Source organism: Streptomyces sp. NPDC008313, assembly GCF_042956125.1.
Taxonomy (GTDB): Bacteria; Actinomycetota; Actinomycetes; order Streptomycetales; family Streptomycetaceae; genus Streptomyces.
The window spans coordinates 107,416-123,855 of sequence record NZ_JBIBFR010000003.1; the positions used below are offsets into that span (position 1 = coordinate 107,416).

16 protein-coding genes are annotated in these 16,440 nt (G+C 72.7%); 9 read left to right on the forward strand and 7 right to left on the reverse strand.

The features are described 5' to 3' along the window. Window position 1: 1 nt before the first annotated feature. Together ACFY93_RS05275 and ACFY93_RS05280 are read right to left on the reverse strand one after the other, a co-directional pair. Window positions 2-991 carry a substrate-binding domain-containing protein gene (locus ACFY93_RS05275; RefSeq protein WP_391353744.1) on the reverse strand — a complete coding sequence of 330 codons (990 nt, stop codon included), beginning with the start codon at window positions 989-991 and terminating at the stop codon, window positions 2-4. Between the two features lie 153 nt (window positions 992-1,144). Continuing rightward, window positions 1,145-1,894, reverse strand: coding sequence for a UTRA domain-containing protein (locus tag ACFY93_RS05280; RefSeq protein WP_391354135.1), 750 nt, complete (start codon window positions 1,892-1,894; stop codon window positions 1,145-1,147). 117 nt (window positions 1,895-2,011) lie between these two features. Between ACFY93_RS05280 and ACFY93_RS05285 the strand changes: the two genes are divergently transcribed. After that, the gene (locus tag ACFY93_RS05285; protein WP_391353746.1) at window positions 2,012-3,022 is read left to right on the forward strand and encodes a Gfo/Idh/MocA family oxidoreductase; all 1,011 of its coding nucleotides are present in this window, start codon (window positions 2,012-2,014) and stop codon (window positions 3,020-3,022) included. A gap of 16 nt (window positions 3,023-3,038) precedes the next feature. On the opposite strand, the gene ACFY93_RS05290 is transcribed toward ACFY93_RS05285, so the two are convergent. The 4 genes from ACFY93_RS05290 to allB form a co-directional block, all read right to left on the reverse strand. Beyond that, window positions 3,039-3,461 (reverse strand): hotdog fold thioesterase, encoded by a 423-nt coding sequence (locus ACFY93_RS05290; RefSeq protein WP_391353748.1) that lies wholly within the window; start codon window positions 3,459-3,461, stop codon window positions 3,039-3,041. Window positions 3,462-3,686: 225 nt separating this feature from the next. Next, window positions 3,687-4,874 (reverse strand): cytochrome P450, encoded by a 1,188-nt coding sequence (locus ACFY93_RS05295; protein WP_391353749.1) that lies wholly within the window; start codon window positions 4,872-4,874, stop codon window positions 3,687-3,689. 164 nt (window positions 4,875-5,038) lie between these two features. Next, window positions 5,039-6,154: an allantoicase gene (alc, locus tag ACFY93_RS05300; RefSeq protein WP_391353750.1), complete on the reverse strand. Its 1,116-nt coding sequence runs from the start codon at window positions 6,152-6,154 to the stop codon at window positions 5,039-5,041. An 18-nt stretch (window positions 6,155-6,172) separates the two neighbouring features. After that, on the reverse strand, window positions 6,173-7,525 hold the full coding sequence (allB, locus tag ACFY93_RS05305; RefSeq protein WP_391353751.1) for an allantoinase AllB: 1,353 nt from the start codon (window positions 7,523-7,525) through the stop codon (window positions 6,173-6,175). A gap of 272 nt (window positions 7,526-7,797) precedes the next feature. On the opposite strand from allB, the gene ACFY93_RS05310 reads away from it, so the two are divergent. The 4 genes from ACFY93_RS05310 (at window position 7,798) to ACFY93_RS05325 (ending at window position 11,984) form a co-directional block, all read left to right on the forward strand. Further along, window positions 7,798-8,601 carry an IclR family transcriptional regulator C-terminal domain-containing protein gene (locus tag ACFY93_RS05310; RefSeq protein ID WP_391353752.1) on the forward strand — a complete coding sequence of 268 codons (804 nt, stop codon included), beginning with the start codon at window positions 7,798-7,800 and terminating at the stop codon, window positions 8,599-8,601. 862 nt (window positions 8,602-9,463) lie between these two features. Further along, complete coding sequence (locus tag ACFY93_RS05315) at window positions 9,464-10,591, forward strand: ABC transporter permease (RefSeq protein ID WP_391353753.1); 1,128 nt, start codon at window positions 9,464-9,466, stop codon at window positions 10,589-10,591. Further along, entirely contained in the window at window positions 10,588-11,304 is a 717-nt protein-coding gene (locus ACFY93_RS05320) for an ATP-binding cassette domain-containing protein (protein WP_391353754.1), read from the forward strand. Before ACFY93_RS05315 ends, ACFY93_RS05320 begins: the two co-directional genes overlap by 4 nt. Before the next feature lie 62 nt (window positions 11,305-11,366). Beyond that, the gene (locus ACFY93_RS05325) at window positions 11,367-11,984 is read left to right on the forward strand and encodes a TetR family transcriptional regulator (protein WP_391353755.1); all 618 of its coding nucleotides are present in this window, start codon (window positions 11,367-11,369) and stop codon (window positions 11,982-11,984) included. 173 nt (window positions 11,985-12,157) lie between these two features. On the opposite strand, the gene ACFY93_RS05330 is transcribed toward ACFY93_RS05325, so the two are convergent. Continuing rightward, window positions 12,158-12,472, reverse strand: coding sequence for a DUF5955 family protein (locus ACFY93_RS05330; RefSeq protein ID WP_391353756.1), 315 nt, complete (start codon window positions 12,470-12,472; stop codon window positions 12,158-12,160). 211 nt (window positions 12,473-12,683) lie between these two features. Here ACFY93_RS05330 and ACFY93_RS05335 point away from each other — a divergent pair, with 211 nt between their 5' ends. The 4 genes from ACFY93_RS05335 to ACFY93_RS05350 all read left to right on the forward strand — a co-directional run bounded on the left by ACFY93_RS05335 (window position 12,684) and on the right by ACFY93_RS05350 (window position 16,365). Beyond that, entirely contained in the window at window positions 12,684-13,283 is a 600-nt protein-coding gene (locus tag ACFY93_RS05335; RefSeq protein WP_391353757.1) for an NTP transferase domain-containing protein, read from the forward strand. Between the two features lie 175 nt (window positions 13,284-13,458). Then, window positions 13,459-15,084 carry a malate synthase A gene (aceB, locus tag ACFY93_RS05340; protein WP_391353759.1) on the forward strand — a complete coding sequence of 542 codons (1,626 nt, stop codon included), beginning with the start codon at window positions 13,459-13,461 and terminating at the stop codon, window positions 15,082-15,084. 169 nt (window positions 15,085-15,253) lie between these two features. Continuing rightward, window positions 15,254-15,748, forward strand: coding sequence for a hypothetical protein (locus ACFY93_RS05345; protein ID WP_391353761.1), 495 nt, complete (start codon window positions 15,254-15,256; stop codon window positions 15,746-15,748). Window positions 15,749-15,813: 65 nt separating this feature from the next. Then, on the forward strand, window positions 15,814-16,365 hold the full coding sequence (locus tag ACFY93_RS05350; RefSeq protein WP_391353762.1) for a DUF6529 family protein: 552 nt from the start codon (window positions 15,814-15,816) through the stop codon (window positions 16,363-16,365). Window positions 16,366-16,440: the final 75 nt, after the last annotated feature.

The following is a 16,440-nucleotide window of genomic DNA, read 5'->3' on the forward strand; positions in this document are numbered from 1 at the left end:
GTCATCGGGTACCGCGTGCCGTGTACTTCTCGAGGGCGGGCACGTCCTCCCCGGTGACGATGGCGGGGCCGGTGAGCACGGGCTTGCCGCCGCCGAGGACGTTTCCGTTGGTCTTGTAGAGCCACAGTTCGTCGATGGCCTCGTAGCCCTGGAGGTAGGGCTGCTGGTCGACGGCGAAGCCGACCTCCTTGGCCTTGAGGCGCCTGACCACCTCGGCGTTGAGGTCGAAGGTGTCGATCTCCGCCTTGCTGCCCGCGTCGGCCTTGGCCTTGACGGCGACGGCGGCGAGCGGGGCGCCGAGCGTGACCACGGCGTCGATGTCCTTGGTGGCCTGCAGCTTCGCCTCGATCGACGACTGGGAGGCGGGGGCGTTGGTGCCCTCGACGTTGAGGTTCTCGACGGTGCCCTCGAAGGTCTTCTTCACGCCCGCGCAGCGCTGCTCCAGGGAGACGTTGCCCTGTTCGTGGATGACGCAGAGGGCCTTCTTCCTGCCCTCCTTGGTGAGCTGCTCGCCGATCGCCTCGCCGGCCACGGACTCGTCCTGGCCGAAGTGCACGAGCGCCCCGTACTTCTGGGAGAACTCGGCTCCGGAGTTGATGGTGACGACCGGTATGCCCGCGCGGGCCGCCTTGGCGAGCACGTCCTTCATGGCCTCGGGCTTGGCGAGGGTGACGACGATGCCGTCGACCTTCTTGTCGATCGCCGTCTGGACGAGGTCGGCCTGCTCCTTGGCCTCGGCGGAGTTGGAGTACAGGAACTCCACGTTGTCCTTGGCCGCGGCCTGCTTGGCGCCGCTCTGCACGATGTCCCAGAAGGTGTCCCCGGCTCCCGAGTGGGTCACCATGGCGATCTTGAGGCGGGGTGTCGAGGCGGCCTTCCCACCGCTCGTGCCGCTCTCCTTGTCCTCGGAATCCTTGCCGCCGGAACTGCTGCACCCGGCCGCGAGGGCAATGACAGCGATCATCGCTGCCGCTGTGCGGGCTGTACGCATAGTGCGGACCACTCTCTTCTCCCGGGCCGCCCCGTTGCGGCTGAGGGGAGTTCTAGCGTCCGGCCCGCGCGCCCGTCAATGGATTTGTCAGAACATTATGACGACGGTGACGGGCGGGGAACGGCCCGCGGGCGGGTGGGGCCGCCGGGCACGTCAGGGCCGTACGAGGAGCTGGAACTCGAAGGAGTAGCGCGAGGCCCGGTAGGTGTGCGAACCGAACTCGACGGCGCGGCCGGTGTCGTCGAAGGTGGTCCGCCGCATGGTCAGCAGGGGCGCGCCCGCGGGCTCCCCGAGCCGCTCGCCCTCCTCCTCCGTGGCCGCGCGGGCGCCGACGGACTGACGGGCGCTGTGCAGGCTGATGCCCGCGGCGCGCATGAGCCGGTAGAGGCCGGTGGCCTCCAGCCGGGCACCGTCCAGTTCCAGCAGGCCGGGTGGCAGGTGGTTGCAGAGGTACGCCATCGGCTCGCCGTGGGCCAGCCGGAGCCGCTCGACGCGGTGCACCTCGACGCCCTCGGCGACTCCGAGCGCGGCCGCGACCTCGGCGGACGCGGGCTCCAGGACGTTGGCGAGCACCCGGGTGGCGGGGCGCTGGCCGGCCGCCTCCAGGTCGTCGTACAGGCTGCTCAGTTCCAGGGGGCGCTTGACCTGGCTGTGCACGACCTGGGTGCCGACGCCCCGCCGGCGCACCAGCAGTCCCTTGTCGACGAGGGACTGGATGGCCTGCCGGACCGTGGGCCGGGACAGGCCGAGCCGCCCGGCGAGCTCGATCTCGTTGCCGAGGAGGCTGCCCGGAGTCAGCGTTCCCCTCTCGATCGCGGCCTCCAGTTGCTGCGACAGCTGGAAGTAGAGCGGGACCGGACTGCTGCGGTCCACGCCCAGCTGGAGCGCGACGGTCGGGTCCACTTCTGGTTTCGGCACGCCGCCGAGCGTAGCCCCGTGAGATGTTGACGGGAAGTTGTGAAGTTCGATTGTCCGGACAAACCATTGACAGGGTGCCCGGCACGCCCTCAGGTTGTTCCCATGCGCATCGGACTCATCGGAACGGGTCGTATCGGTACTTTCCACGCGACCGCTCTCCACCGTCACCGCGACGTCGGCTCACTGATCGTCACGGACGCGGACAGCGCGCGGGCCCACGCGCTCGCGGACCGTCTGGGCGCCACGGCGGCGCCCGGCGTCGACGAGATCTTCACCTGGGGCGTGGACGCGGTCGTCATCACCGCCGCCACCGCCGCCCACGCCGAGCTGATCGGCCGGGCGGCCCGCTCCGGGCTTCCCGTCTTCTGCGAGAAGCCCATCGCCGTCGACCTGCCGGGCACGCTGGCCGCGCTCGCCGAGGTCGACGCCGCCGGGACCGTGCTGCAGCTGGGCTTCCAGCGCCGCTTCGACTCCGGGTACACGGCCGCGCGGGAGGCCGTGCGCTCGGGGCGGCTCGGGCGGCTGCACACCGTTCGGGCGATGACATCCGACCAGTCACCGCCCCCGGCCGCGTACCTCCCGCTCTCCGGCGGCCTCTACCGGGACTGCCTGGTGCACGACTTCGACATGCTGCGCTGGGTCACCGGCCGCGAGGTGACCGAGGTCTACGCGACCGGGTCCGACGCCGGCCCCGCCATGTTCCGCGAGGCGCACGACATCGACACGGCGGCGGCCGTCCTCACCCTGGACGACGGCACGCTCGCCACGGCGACGGCGACCCGGGTGAACGGCGCGGGCTATGACGTCCGCATGGAGCTCGCCGGTGAGCTGGACCAGATCGGCGTCGGCCTCGACGACCGGACGCCGATCGCCTCCACCGAACCGGCCGGGCCGCCTCCCGCCGACAAGCCGTGGACCGGCTTCCTGGAGCGGTTCGGTCCCGCGTACGAGGCCGAGCTCGCGTCGTTCGTCGAGGTCGTCCGGGGTGAGCGCGCCAACCCCTGCGACGGCCGGGAGGCGCTGCACGCGCTGCGGATCGCCGAGGCGTGCGAGCTGTCCCGGCTGGAGCGGCGGCCGGTGCGGCTGGCGGAGATCCCGGGCGGCCGGGACTGACCCGCGGGCGGCCGCGTCAGGACGCCGACAGCACCGTGCCCTGAGCGACCGCGCACAGGGTCTCGGTGCCGTCCTCGCCGACCGTGGACAGATCACAGCGGACGGCGGCCTGTCTGCGGCCGGCGTGCAGGACCTGGGCGCGGGCGACGAGGGTGCGGCCGGTGGCCGGGCGGACGTACTGGATGGAGAAACCGCCGGTGAGCACGGCCGGTCCGAGAGCGGCGCCACCGGCGAAGGTGAGCGCGTTGTCGGCCGCGTAGGAGACGACTCCGCCGTGCAGGAATCCGTTCTGCTGGCGCAGTTCCTCGCGGATGCCGACCTCCAGGGTGGCGTGGCCGTCGCCGAAGGCGGTGAGGCGCGCCCCGAGCAGCCGGCTGAAGGGCTGGCTCTCCAGCACCGACCGTGCGGCGGCGAGATCGAGGACGACGGGTACGGTCATGGCACGGCACTCCTGGTTCGGGACGGCTGCCTTCGCGGGCGGTGGGCGTGAGCGGCTTTCGGGGCGGGCGTACGGGACGGGCGTGCGGGCGTTGCGGGGCGGGCCGCCCGCACGGCGCGGCATCCGCACGGCGCGGCATCCGCACGGCGCGGCATCCGCACGGCGCGGCATCCGCACGGCGCGGCATCCGCACGGCGCGGCATCCGCGGCGGGAGGGGCCGTCCGTCAGGTCTGCCAGCGCACCGGCAGCGTACGCACGCCCCGCATCAGCATGCCCGGCAGCCAGCCCCCGTGCGGGCCGTCGAGGGCGAGGCCGGGGCAGCGCTCCAGCAGGGCGCGGAGCGCCACCCGTGCTTCGAGGCGGGCCAGGGGCGCACCCAGGCAGTAGTGGATGCCGTGCCCGAAGGCGAGGTGGCCCTGCGGTGCCCGGAGTATGTCGAAGCGGTCGGGAGCCGGGAAGCGGCCCCCGTCGCGGTCGGCGGCGGTGAGCCCGATGAGCACCGGGTCGCCCGCGGGGATCGCCGTACCGCCGATGTCGAGGGGTTCGGCGGCATACCGGAACGTCGCGTTCTCCACCGGGCCCTCGTAGCGCAGCATCTCCTCGACGGCGCCGTCCAGCAGGCTCATGTCGGCGCGCAGCGCGGCGAGTTGGTCCGGGTGCGTGAGCAGGGCGCGCACTCCGCTCGCGAGGAGGTTGACGGTCGTCTCGTGTCCCGCGATGAGGAGGATGAACGCCATGCCGCGCAGCTCCTCGGCACTGAGGCGGTCCTCGTCCTCGGCGGTCGTGCGGATCAGGTCGCTGAGCAGGTCGCCGCTGTGCCCCGAGCGGCGCTTGTCCTCGATGAGCTCCGTGAGATAGGCGCCCAGTTGCTCGACGGCCGCCAGCTCGGTCGTGGCGTCCGTGGGCGCCACCACCTCCGTCGACATGGCGCGGAACGCCGCCCGGTCGGTCTCGGGCACGCCCAGCAGCTCGCAGATGACGGTGAGCGGCAGCGGATAGGCGAACGACTCCACGAGGTCGGCGCGGCCCCGCGGCAGCATCGCGTCGAGCAACTGGCCGGTGATCTCCCGTACGCGCGGCCGCAGGGCCTCCACGCGGCGGCCCGTGAACTCCCGGGCTACCAGCTTGCGCAGTCGCGTGTGCTGGGGCGGGTCGGCGATCAGCAGGTACTTGCCGATCAGCTCCTCGTCGAGAAAGGTGACCCCGATCTTTTGCGGGTCCTTGCCGATGCGCGGGTCGGCGAGCGCGGCGCGCGCCTCCTCGTACCCGACGACCAGCCAGGTCTCGTAGCCGTCGGGCTGGGGCAGGCGCACCCGGTGCACCGGGCCCAGCTCCCGCAGTCGCGCGTACACGGGGTGCGGGTCCTCGGTGAACCCCGCCCCGTACTCCTCCAGATCGATCACGTCCGCCATACGTCTCCCCCTTCGCCCTTCCAACGGCCGGCCGTGCCACCGAGTGCCCGTACGGGCCGATCGGTTGGGGCACGGGCGGCCGGGGGACGGGGGCGGAACGGCACCGCGCCCCACGGCCGCGGCGGTGGCCGGGGGCCGGGGGCGCGAACTGAGTGTGCCCGGGGTCAGCCGCGCAGCTCCTGGTGGCGGGCGGCCAGCCCGGCGGCTCCGTCCGGAGTCAGGGAGCCGAACAGGCGCAGCCGGGAGATGCCCCCGTCCGGGAAGATGTCCACGCGCGCGTGCGTGCCGACCGCGGGGGCGTCGAGTACGAACCGGTGGTTGGTGTCGGGCTGCAGGCGGGTGCGCGGCAGGAGCTCCACCCAGTCGCCGTCCTCGGTGTCCCGCACGGAGACGGACGCCCAGCCCGCGCTGTTGCCCTTCAGACAGGCCGTATCGATCTCGACGGCGCGGATCTCCGACTGCCCGGCGAGCCGGTAGCGGATCCAGTCGTTGCCCCGGTCGCGGCGGCGGCGGGTCTCCCAGCCGTCGTCCATCTTCCGTGAGCGTCCGGGCTGGATGGTGTTGGTGGCGGGCGAGTAGAACAGGTCGGAGGCGTCCTCGACCCGGCCCCCGTTCTCCAGGGCGACGACGTCGAACGTGCCGAGCGCGGTGAGCCACACGGGATCGGGCACGACCTCGCCGTGGACGCGCAGCCGCGCGATGCCGCCGTCGGGGTGCTGGTTGACGCGTACGTGCGTGAAGCACTGCTCGGCCGCGACGGTGAAGCCGTTCGCCGCGTGACCGCCCACCGCCGTGCGCGGTACCAGCGTCGTCCACTTCACGTCGTCCCCCAGGAGCTCCTGGGGGGAGGGCGAACCGGGCACCGAGGCGGCCTCGACGGACACCGCCTGCGGGTAGTTGCCCCGGAAGTGGGCCGTGTCGACGACGACACCGCGTACGACACCGGGCGCGCCGAGGCGGACGAGGGCCCAGTCGTGGTCCTCGGGCGCGGGCCACGGGTGCTCCGCCGAGACGCCGCGCCGGCGGCGGGTCTCCCAGCCGTCCATGATCTTGCCCTTGTGACCGAAGTGCTCCGGGTCGAACTCGGGGCGCTCGGGCACGAGGAGGTTCTCGCGCTCGGCGAAGAACTCGTCGCCCGCCGCGATGACGCCGGCGCCGAGCCGCCGGTCGGCGAGGTTGGCGTGCCGGGTGAAGGGGAAGTCGGCGGTGCGGTAGTCCGCGTACGGGTCACCGCCCTGGTACGGGCTGGCGTCTCCGGTGAAGTGAGGTGTCGCCGTCAAGGTGATCAGTTCTTCCTTTCACGAGGTGCGGGAGGGAGCGCGGGACACGAGGAGCCGGCCGGCGGGCTCGGTGAACTCGCCGTCCGCCATGATGCGTTCGCCGCGCAGCCAGGTGGACCTGACGACTCCGTCGAGGGTCCGGCCCGCGTACGCCGTGACCCGGTTGCGGTGGTGGAGCGCGGCGGGGTCCACGGTGAAGGTCTCGTCGGGTGCGAGGACGGCGAAGTCGGCGTCGCGTCCGGCCTCGATGGCCCCCTTCCGGTCGAGGCCGGCCAGCCGGGCGGTGCTCGTGGACATCCAGCGCGCCACGTCCTCCAGCGAGTGCCCGCGCCTGCGGGCCTCGGTCCAGACGGCGGAGAGGCTGAGCTGGAGGCCGGAGATGCCGCCCCAGGCGGTGGCGAAGTCGTCGGTCTTGAGGTCGGCGGTGGAGGGCGAGTGGTCGGTGACGACGCAGTCGATGGTGCCGTCGGCGAGGGCCTGCCAGAGCAGGTCCTGGTTGGCGCGCTCGCGGATCGGCGGGCAGCACTTGAACTCGCTCGCGCCGTCCGGGACCTCCTCGGCGGTCAGGGTGAGGTAGTGCGGGCAGGTCTCGACGGTGATCCGGACGCCCTCACGGCGGGCGGCGGCGATCATCGGCAGCGCGTCGCCCGACGACAGGTGCAGCACGTGCACGCGCGCGTGGAGGCGCTTCGCCTGGGCGATGAGGTGTGCGACGGCCGTGTCCTCGGCGTCACGCGGCCGGGAGGCGAGGAAGTCGGCGTACCGGCGGCCGCCCTTCTGCGGGGCGGCGGCGAGGTGGTGCGGGTCCTCGGCGTGCACGATCAGCAGCCCGCCGAAGCCGGCGATCTCGGCGAGGGACCGGGCGAGTTCCTCCTGTCCGAGCTCGGGGAACTCCTCGACCCCGGACGGCGACAGGAACGCCTTGAAGCCGAAGACGCCCGCGTCGTGCAGCGGCTTCAGATCCTTGACGTTGTCCGGCAGGGCGCCGCCCCAGAAGCCGACGTCGATGTGCGCCTTGGTGCGGGCGACGTCCCTCTTGGTACGGAGGTTGCCGACCGTCGTGGTCGGCGGGAGGGAGTTGAGCGGCATGTCGATCAGGGTGGTGATGCCTCCGGCGGCGGCGGCGCGCGTCGCCGTCCAGAAGCCCTCCCACTCGGTGCGGCCGGGGTCGTTGACGTGCACGTGGGTGTCGACGAGGCCGGGCAGCAGGACGTCGTCGCCGAAGTCCTCGAGCCGGGCCCCGGCCGGCACGGCGGCGTCGTGGCCGAGGACGGCCACGATCCTCCCGGCGGCGACCGCGACGGACGCTGCCCGCGTCCCCTCGGGCGTGATGACGCGCGTCGAGCGCAGCACCAGTTCGACGTCGGACACCCGTACCCCTCTCCCAGCGGCCGTTCGCCTCCGCCGCTGGGGCGCACGCCGCCGCGACGGAATTTCAACGTTCTGTTGAAGGAGTCTTCACTCCGCGGTTGACCCCGTCAAGGGTCCTCCCGCCCTCCGGGTGCTCCGTGCGCGAAGTCTGGATGTTTCCACAAAGTGGAATTAGAATTCCGGAGTGCAGAACGTAGCTCCGCACAGCCAGGTGGCCGACCGGCCGCCGGGTAGGCTTCCCCCTGCCTGCCAGCCCCGAAAGGACCGCGCCCGTGCCGACGTCCAGCGCCAGCACCACCGACGCCGCCAAGTCGTCCGCCACCGGCGGCGGCGTCCAGTCCCTCGAGCGCGCCTTCGACCTGCTCGAACGCATGGCGGACGCCGGGGGCGAGGTCGGCCTGAGCGAGCTCTCGGCGAGCAGCGGCCTTCCGCTGCCGACCATCCACCGCCTGATGCGCACACTGGTGGCCTGCGGTTACGTACGTCAGCAGCCCAATCGCCGGTACGCGCTCGGTCCCCGTCTGATCCGGCTCGGCGAGTCCTCGTCCCGGCTGCTCGGCACCTGGGCGCGCCCCTATCTCGCACGCCTGGTCGAGGAGACCGGCGAGACGGCGAACATGGCGCTGCTCGACGGGGACGAGATCGTCTACGTGGCCCAGGTGCCCTCGAAGCACTCGATGCGGATGTTCACCGAGGTGGGCCGCCGGGTGCTGCCGCACTCCACGGGCGTGGGCAAGGCGCTGCTCGCGCACGCTCCCGCCGACGAGGTGCGTGCCCTGCTGGCCCGCACCGGGATGCCCGCCGCGACGGAGAAGACGATCACCACGCCGGACGGTTTCCTCGCCGCCCTGGAAGAGGTGCGCTCTCTCGGTTACGCGGTCGACGACAACGAGCAGGAGATCGGCGTCCGCTGCCTCGCGGTCCCGGTCCCCGACTCCCCCACCGCCGCCGCCATCTCCATCTCCGGCCCGGCGGGCCGGGTCACGGAGTCGGTGACGGAGCGGATCGTCCCCGTCCTCCAGCAAGTCGCGGCGGAGCTCTCGGACGTCCTGACCAACGCGACGCCGGGGGCCTGAGCGACCGCCCCCCTCGGGCGGGTCGTCAGTCACGAACCAGCCCTACTCCGGGGCGCGTCCGGCTTCCGCGAGCGCACCGCCGGTACCAGGCGCCGCGCCTTGCCGAGCGGCCTGCGCGAACGGCCACGCGCTTCCACCCCCGGCCGGGCCGCCGAGCCGGCCATGACACCCTGTCCCCGCACCCCGCCCGGGACGGGAGCCGACCGGCCGGCGGCAGAAGACGGAACCGGGTCGGCATCCTGACGGAGTCGCGCGCCGGCGCCGCCCCCGAGGACGGCTGATCGTCGAGCGGGGCGGCCACGGGGGAACGCCCGGCCGAGCGCGGACCCCGCGACACATCACCCAGACCCACGGAAGACGGCCCGGCAGCGCGCCGGGACCACCGCCCGCACGGAGCCCATCCCGGCGGGCACCGGCCACACCGGCAGGCATCAGCCGCACCGGAAGGCATCGGCCACACCGGCGGGCGTCACCGCTCCGCCTCAGCCGCACGCCCGCCTTCCGGCCTCCGCGGCTTCACCGTCCGGCCCCGCGGCTTCACCGTCCGGCCTCGCCGCAGGCGCCGGACGCACCCGACGACCCACGTCCCCAGGCCCGAGACCCCGAAGCCGTCGGCGACCGCCGACCTCGTGAGCCACCCGCTCGGCCTGTGCCGGAGCACCCCACCGGATCGACCCTCAGGGACGACAGTCCGGGCCGGAGGATCCGGCCGGGGGCGGGCGGCCGGAGCGCACCCCGCAGGGTACCGACAGCCGCGTCGGTAACATCAGCTAGGATGCCGACACGTCAGTCGTCAAGTTCCAGTAAAGGCCACGCCGTGTCCAGCCGTCGTGCCCTCTCGCCTTCATCGCTCGGAGTTCCCGTGTTCCTCGCCCTACGCGACCTGCGCTTCGCCCGCGGCCGCTTCGCCCTGATGGGCGCGGTGGTCGCGCTCATCGCCGTGCTCGGCGTCCTCCTGTCCGGACTCGCTTCCGGCCTGGCGGATGCGGGCATTTCCGGTCTGCGCGCGCTGCCCGTGACTCACATGGCCTTCGACGAGAAGGCGACCAGCGAGCAGTTCTCCCGCTCGACCGTGGAAGAGGAGGACTGGCAGGCGTGGTCCGAGGCCCCGGGCGTGGAGCGCGCGGAGCCGTTCGGGAACACCCTGGTCAACGCCCAGGTGAGCCAGGGCACCAAGAAGGGCGAGCAGGTCAATCTCGCCGTCTTCGGCATGGCATCGGACTCCTCGCTGGCTCCGAAGCCCAGCGAGGGCAAGGGCCTCGAACCGGGTGGCGCGGGCATCGTGATCACCCGGGAGATCGCCGACCTGGGCGTGCGGGTCGGCGACGTCCTGACCGCGGACCGGAGCGGGGTGCGGCTGAAGGTCATCGGCCTGGTCGACGAGACTGTCTCCTACGGCCACATCGGCATCGTCTACGCAGACCTCGACACGTGGCGGCATCTGCACTACGGCCTGCCCGGCGACCTGCCCGAGGCCGCGAGCCGGCAGGCCACCGCCGTCGCTCTGACCCTGAAGCCGGGCGCCGACGTCGCCGCGGTGGAAATGGCGACCGGGACCCTCGCCGAGACCAAGGAAGCCGCGTTCGACGCGTCCCCCGGCTACGAGGCCGAGTCGAGCACCATGGCCCTGATCAAGGGATTCCTGTACGTCATCTCCGCCCTGGTCGTCGGCGCGTTCTTCACCGTCTGGACCGTCCAGCGCAAGCCCGAGATCGCTCTGATGAAGGCACTGGGCGCCCCCACCGGGTACATCCTGCGCGACGCGCTCGCCCAGGTCGTCGCGGTGCTCGTCGGAGCCACGGCCCTCGGCACCGCCGTCGGCCTGGCGCTGGGCAGCGCGATGATCGGCAAGGCTCCCTTCTCCCTCTCCGCCCCGGCCATCGCCACCTCGTCCGGCCTCCTCGTCCTCCTCGGGACCGTGGGCGCCGTCGTCGCCGTCCGCCGCATCACCGCCGTCGACCCCCTGACCGCTCTGGGAGCCACCCGATGACCACGCCCTCCACCGATCACCAGGCCACCACGGACACCACGGGCTCCGCCGGGCTGCGTCTGGACGACGTCACCCTCACCCTCGGTGACGGCGACACCGCCGTCACCGCCCTCGACCACGTCGGCCTGAGCGTCGCCCCCGGCGAGTTCGTCGCCGTCGTCGGCCCCTCGGGCTCCGGCAAGTCCAGCCTCCTCGCCGTCGCCGGCGGCCTCCAGCGGCCCACCTCGGGCACCGTGCACATCGCCGGCACCGAGCTGACCGCCCTGCCGGACAAGGAACGCACCGCGGCCCGCCGCCGCCATGTCGGCTTCGTCTTCCAGCAGTCGAACCTGCTGGCGTCCCTCACCGTGAAGGAACAGCTCCTGCTGCCCCTGCACATCGACGGCCGCCTCGACGCCGCTGCCCGGGTCCGCGCGGACGAACTCATCGAAGCCGTCGGACTCACCCACCGCGCCGGCTCCCGTCCGCACCAGCTGTCGGGCGGCGAGCGCCAGCGCGCCGGCCTGGCCCGCGCCCTGATGACCTCCCCCGCCGTCCTGCTCGTGGACGAACCCACCTCGGCGCTGGACCGGGTACGGTCCGCCGAGGCGGTTCGGCTGATCGCCGAACAGACCCACGAGCGCGGAACGGCCACGGTCATGGTCACCCACGACACGGCGATAATGGACGCTGCCGACCGGGTCCACGAGATGGTCGACGGCCGCCTGTCCTGACCGGGGCCGCAGACCGGCAGCTCGCTCCCGGCTCCGTCCACCCCTCCAGGAGCCCGTCACCCATGCCGAAGATCAACGCCTCCACCGTCGCCGAGCACCGCGCCCAGCAGCGCGAGGCACTGATCGAGGCAGCGATCGACATCCTGGTGAATGAGGGCGCCACCGCCGTCACACCGGCCGCGGTCGGCGCCCGCGCGGGCCTGGCCCGCTCCAGCGTGTACCAGTACTTCGACTCCTCGGCGGCCCTCCTGGCCACCATCACGGAAGAAGCCTTCCGGCGCTCCAACGAGGCACTCACCCGCGCCATGGCCGGCGCGGACAGCCCGGTGGAGCGCGTCGAGGCCTTCTTCCGGGAAAGCCTCCGCCTCGGCGCCGAAGGCGCGCACCGGCCCGCCGCCGCCCTCATGAACGCCGGCCTGCCTCCCGCCTGCCAGGAACGGCTGACGGAACTCCACCTGGAACAGGTCGAACCGTTCCGTGCGGCCGTCCGGCAGCTCGGCGCTCCCGAACCCGCGCTCACGGCCGACCTGATCGCCGGGATGCTGCACACGGCCCTCGCCGCCGTGGAACGGGGCGCCCCGCTCGCCACGGTCACGGAACGCACGCTCGCCCTCGTGCGCCGCTGCCTCACTCCGACCGACGGCACGGTCCACCGACCGCAGGCGGAGGCAGCCCACTGAAGCTCTCGTAGACGGTGGCGCACCGGGCCGTCACACAGGCGGGACGGTCGCGGACGGCCGGGTCGCGGTCGGACGCGCGTCGGACGCACCCGCCGCCGGGCGGTACGGGCCGGCGGCCCGCCGTCCGGGCGGCGGCTCAGCGGCGCGGCGGCTCGGCTCAGCCGCGCGAGGGCTCAGCGGCGCGGCGGCTCGCCGAACAGCTCCACCGCCGTACGGACGTTCGCGAGGCCGCCCGCCAGGGCGCTGACCGAGCCGATCGCGCCCGCGACCAGCAGCAGGGAGCGGCGCAGGCGGGGGATCTCGGGGATGCCGCTGAGCGCCATCGCCGCGAGCGTGGCGAGTTCGTCCTCGGCTATGCCCCGGTCCGGGAAGTCGGCGGGGTGCGCGGCGAGTTCACGCCGCAGCCGGGCGACGGCCGAGCTCAGCTCCGCCACCCTCGGGTCCCTGTCACTGCCCGTCACTGACCTCTGCCCCAAGCTCCGCAACACAGCTCTCCCCCCTCGCACGCCGTCGTGCGCCTGTCCTTCGCAAGCCGTTCACGCGCCCCCACGGCGCTGGTCGGGCGCCGGGGACGCGGGCCAGTAAACGCCACCCCGAGCGGCGGGCGCCACCGCCCGGGCCGAAAATCAGCCCCACGACACCTTCCGGACCGCCCGGATCCCGGGGCGGCGGGCGCCACGCTCGGGTATGCAGGAGAGCATGACGGAGAACGAGGACCAGGTCGTGGGCCTGCTGCTGGCGGCCGGGGGCGGCCGGCGCCTCGGGGGGCGCCCCAAGGCACTGCTGTCCCACCGCGGACGCCCCCTTGTCGAACATGCGGCCGGAATACTCCGTGAGGGTGGCTGCGGCCGCGTTCATGTGGTCCTGGGCGCGCGGTCCGGCGACGTACGCGCGAGGGCGGAACTGCCCGGGTGCGTACTCGTCGACAACCCCCGCTGGGAGGAGGGGATGGGCTCCTCGCTCCGGGCCGGCCTCGCGTCACTCGCCGGCACGGGCGCGCGGGCGGCACTGGTGAGCCTGGTCGACCAGCCGGGCATCGGACCCGAGGCGGTGGCCCGCGTCCTCGCCGGGTACGAGTCCTCCGAGTCGCTGGTCTCGGCCGCGTACGACGGGAAGCGAGGCCACCCGGTGCTGTTCGGCTCCGCCCACTGGGCCGGGATCGCCGGCTCGGCCGACGGGGACCGCGGGGCGCGCGCCTACCTCGCGGCGCACGACGACGCGATCACGCTCGTGGAGTGTGGTGACGTGGCCCAGCCGTACGACATCGACACCGCCGCCGACCTGGCACGACTGGAGTGAGCACCCCCGGCCCGCACCACCCCCGGCGCCCCGCCGCCCCTGCCGTCCTTCTGTCGACGCGGAGAATCTCGACATCAACAAACCATTGAACTTCCACCATGAGGAAACTACTATCCACTTTCCAGAAGCGCCCGCTCGCGCAGAGCCGCAAGGAACCGCAAGGAAGTGACTGCTCATGCCCGCACCAGCGCCGTCCTCGCTGGCCATCGTCGACGCCGAGCCCCTGCCCCGGCAGGAAGAGGTCCTTACCGACGCGGCCCTCGCCTTCGTGGCCGAGCTGCACCGGAAGTTCACGCCCCGGCGTGACGAACTCCTCGCCCGCCGCGCGGAGCGCCGCGCCGAGATCGCCCGCACCTGCACTCTCGACTTCCTCCCGGAGACCGCCGCCGTCCGCGCGGACGACTCCTGGAAGGTGGCCCCCGCACCGGCCGCCCTGGACGACCGCCGAGTGGAGATCACCGGCCCCACCGACCGCAAGATGACCATCAACGCCCTCAACTCGGGCGCACGGGTCTGGCTCGCCGACTTCGAGGACGCCTCTGCTCCCACCTGGGAGAACGTGGTCCTCGGCCAGCTCAATCTGACCGACGCGTACGCGCGGCGGATCGACTTCACCGACGAGCGGACCGGCAAGTCGTACGCGCTCAAGGACGACGGCGAACTCGCGACGGTCGTCATGCGTCCGCGCGGCTGGCACCTGGACGAGCGCCACCTCACCGACGCGGACTGCCGCCCGGTCCCCGGCGCGCTCGTCGACTTCGGGCTCTACTTCTTCCACAACGCCCAGCGCCTGCTGGACCTCGGCAAGGGACCGTACTTCTACCTCCCGAAGACCGAGTCCCACCTCGAGGCCCGCCTGTGGAACGACGTCTTCGTCTTCGCGCAGGAGTACGTCGGCATCCCGCGGGGCACCGTCCGCGCCACCGTCCTCATCGAGACGATCACGGCGGCGTACGAGATGGAGGAGATCCTCTACGAACTGCGCGAGCACGCCTCCGGGCTGAACGCGGGCCGCTGGGACTACCTCTTCTCCATCGTCAAGAACTTCCGTGACGGCGGCAGCCGGTTCGTGCTGCCCGACCGCAACGCGGTCACCATGACGGCCCCGTTCATGCGCGCCTACACCGAACTCCTCGTCCGCACCTGCCACAGGCGCGGCGCGCACGCGATCGGCGGCATGGCGGCGTTCATCCCCTCGCGCCGCGACGAGGAGGTCAACAAGGTCGCCTTCGAGAAGGTCAAGGCCGACAAGGACCGCGAGGCGGCCGACGGCTTCGACGGTTCCTGGGTCGCCCACCCCGACCTCGTCCCGATCGCCATGGCCTCCTTCGACGCCGTACTGGGCGAGCGGCCCCACCAGAAGGACCGGCTGCGCGAGGACGTCCACGTCGAGGCGGCCGACCTGATCGCCGTCGACTCGCTGGAGGCGAAGCCGACCTACGCGGGCCTCGTGAACGCCGTCCAGGTCGGCATCCGCTACATCGAGGCGTGGCTGCGCGGTCTCGGCGCGGTCGCCATCTTCAACCTCATGGAGGACGCGGCCACCGCCGAGATCTCACGGTCGCAGATCTGGCAGTGGATCAACGCAGGCGTCGAGTTCGAGAACGGCGAGAAGGCCACGCCCGAGCTGGCCCGGAAGATCGCCGCCGACGAACTCGCCGCCCTCCGCGCCGAGGCAGGCGAGGAGGCCTTCGCTGCGGGCCGCTGGCAGCAGGCCCACGACCTGCTGCTCACGGTCGCCCTGGACGAGGACTACGCGGACTTCCTGACCTTGCCCGCGTACGAGCAGCTGACCGGCTGAGCGGACGCTCCCGGCCCCGCTCCGGACTCGGAGCGGGGCCGGGGCCGGGGCCGCGGCTGTTCCGGGTGCGCCCGGGTGAGTGGTGTTGACGACGACACGGTGAGCGGGCGGGCACCGGCGGGGAGAGACATGGGGCCTCACGCACCCGCAGCCCTCCCACGGAGCCACGATGAAACGCACCGCCGCAGCGGCCACCTGTGCCGCCACACTGCTGCTCGCCACCGCCCTGACCAGCTGCTCCGACAGCACCCCGGAGGAAGGGCACGGGCCCTCCTACTCCAGCAGCGCCTCACCGTCGGCTCCGGCCACCGTGGACACGAAGTCCTCGGGCAAGCTCGGCGAGATCCTCGTGGACGACAAGGGCAACACCCTCTACCTCTTCCTCGCCGACACGAAGAACAAGTCGAACTGCACGGACGCGTGCGCCACGGCATGGCCTCCCCTGCTCACCAAGGGGAACGCAGAGGTCGGCAAGGGCGTGGACAAGAAGCTGCTCGACACCACCAAGCGGCCAAACGGTGACAAGCAGGTCACCTACAACGGCAACCCCCTGTACTACTACGCCGGTGACACCAAGCCCGGCCAGACGAACGGCCAGGGCCTCGACCAGTTCGGCGCCCAGTGGTTCGTCCTGAACACCAAGGGCGACAAGGTCGAGAGCTGAGCCGCCTGAACGGCACGAGCCCGCGGCGCGGCGAGGACGGCGGCAGGCGGCGCGCGGCAGCCGTCGTGCCGGCCGTCCTGGTACCCGCCGCGGTCGGCGTCGGGATCTATCTCTTCGGGACCCACCACACGCCCGGCTACGGCAACGGGCTCTTCGGTGAGCACGGCACCGCCGCGGTCGACCTCAAGGCCCGGCTCGGCACCGCACTGCTCTGTCTCGCCCTCGTCCAGCTCGGCCTCGCCCTGTGGATGTACGGCCGTGTGCCCCGGTCTCGCCCCGCGCCCCGGCCGGTACGGCGGGGACACCGTGTGCTCGGATTCCTCGCCCTGCTTCTCTCCCTGCCGATCGCCTGGCACTGCCTGACGACGTACGGGATCGAGACGACGTCCCCGCGGGTCGCGGTCCACTCCTTCGCCGGGTGCGCCCTGTACGGGGCGTTCGCGGCCAAGGTGATCGTCGTGCGCAGCCGGCGCCTGCCCGGCCTGCTTCTTCCGGTGGTGGGCGCCCTGCTCGTGACCGGAGTGGCCCTGCTCTGGTACACGGCCGCGCTGTGGGCCCTGAACGGAGACTCGGTCCCGGGCTTCTCCTCCGCGAGCTCCGCCCGCCCAGGTTCCTGACCGGCGGCCGGCGGCCGGGGGCGCCCGCTCCCCGACCGCGCACGAGGCGCCGGCCGGCTGAGCGGGGCCGCGCCC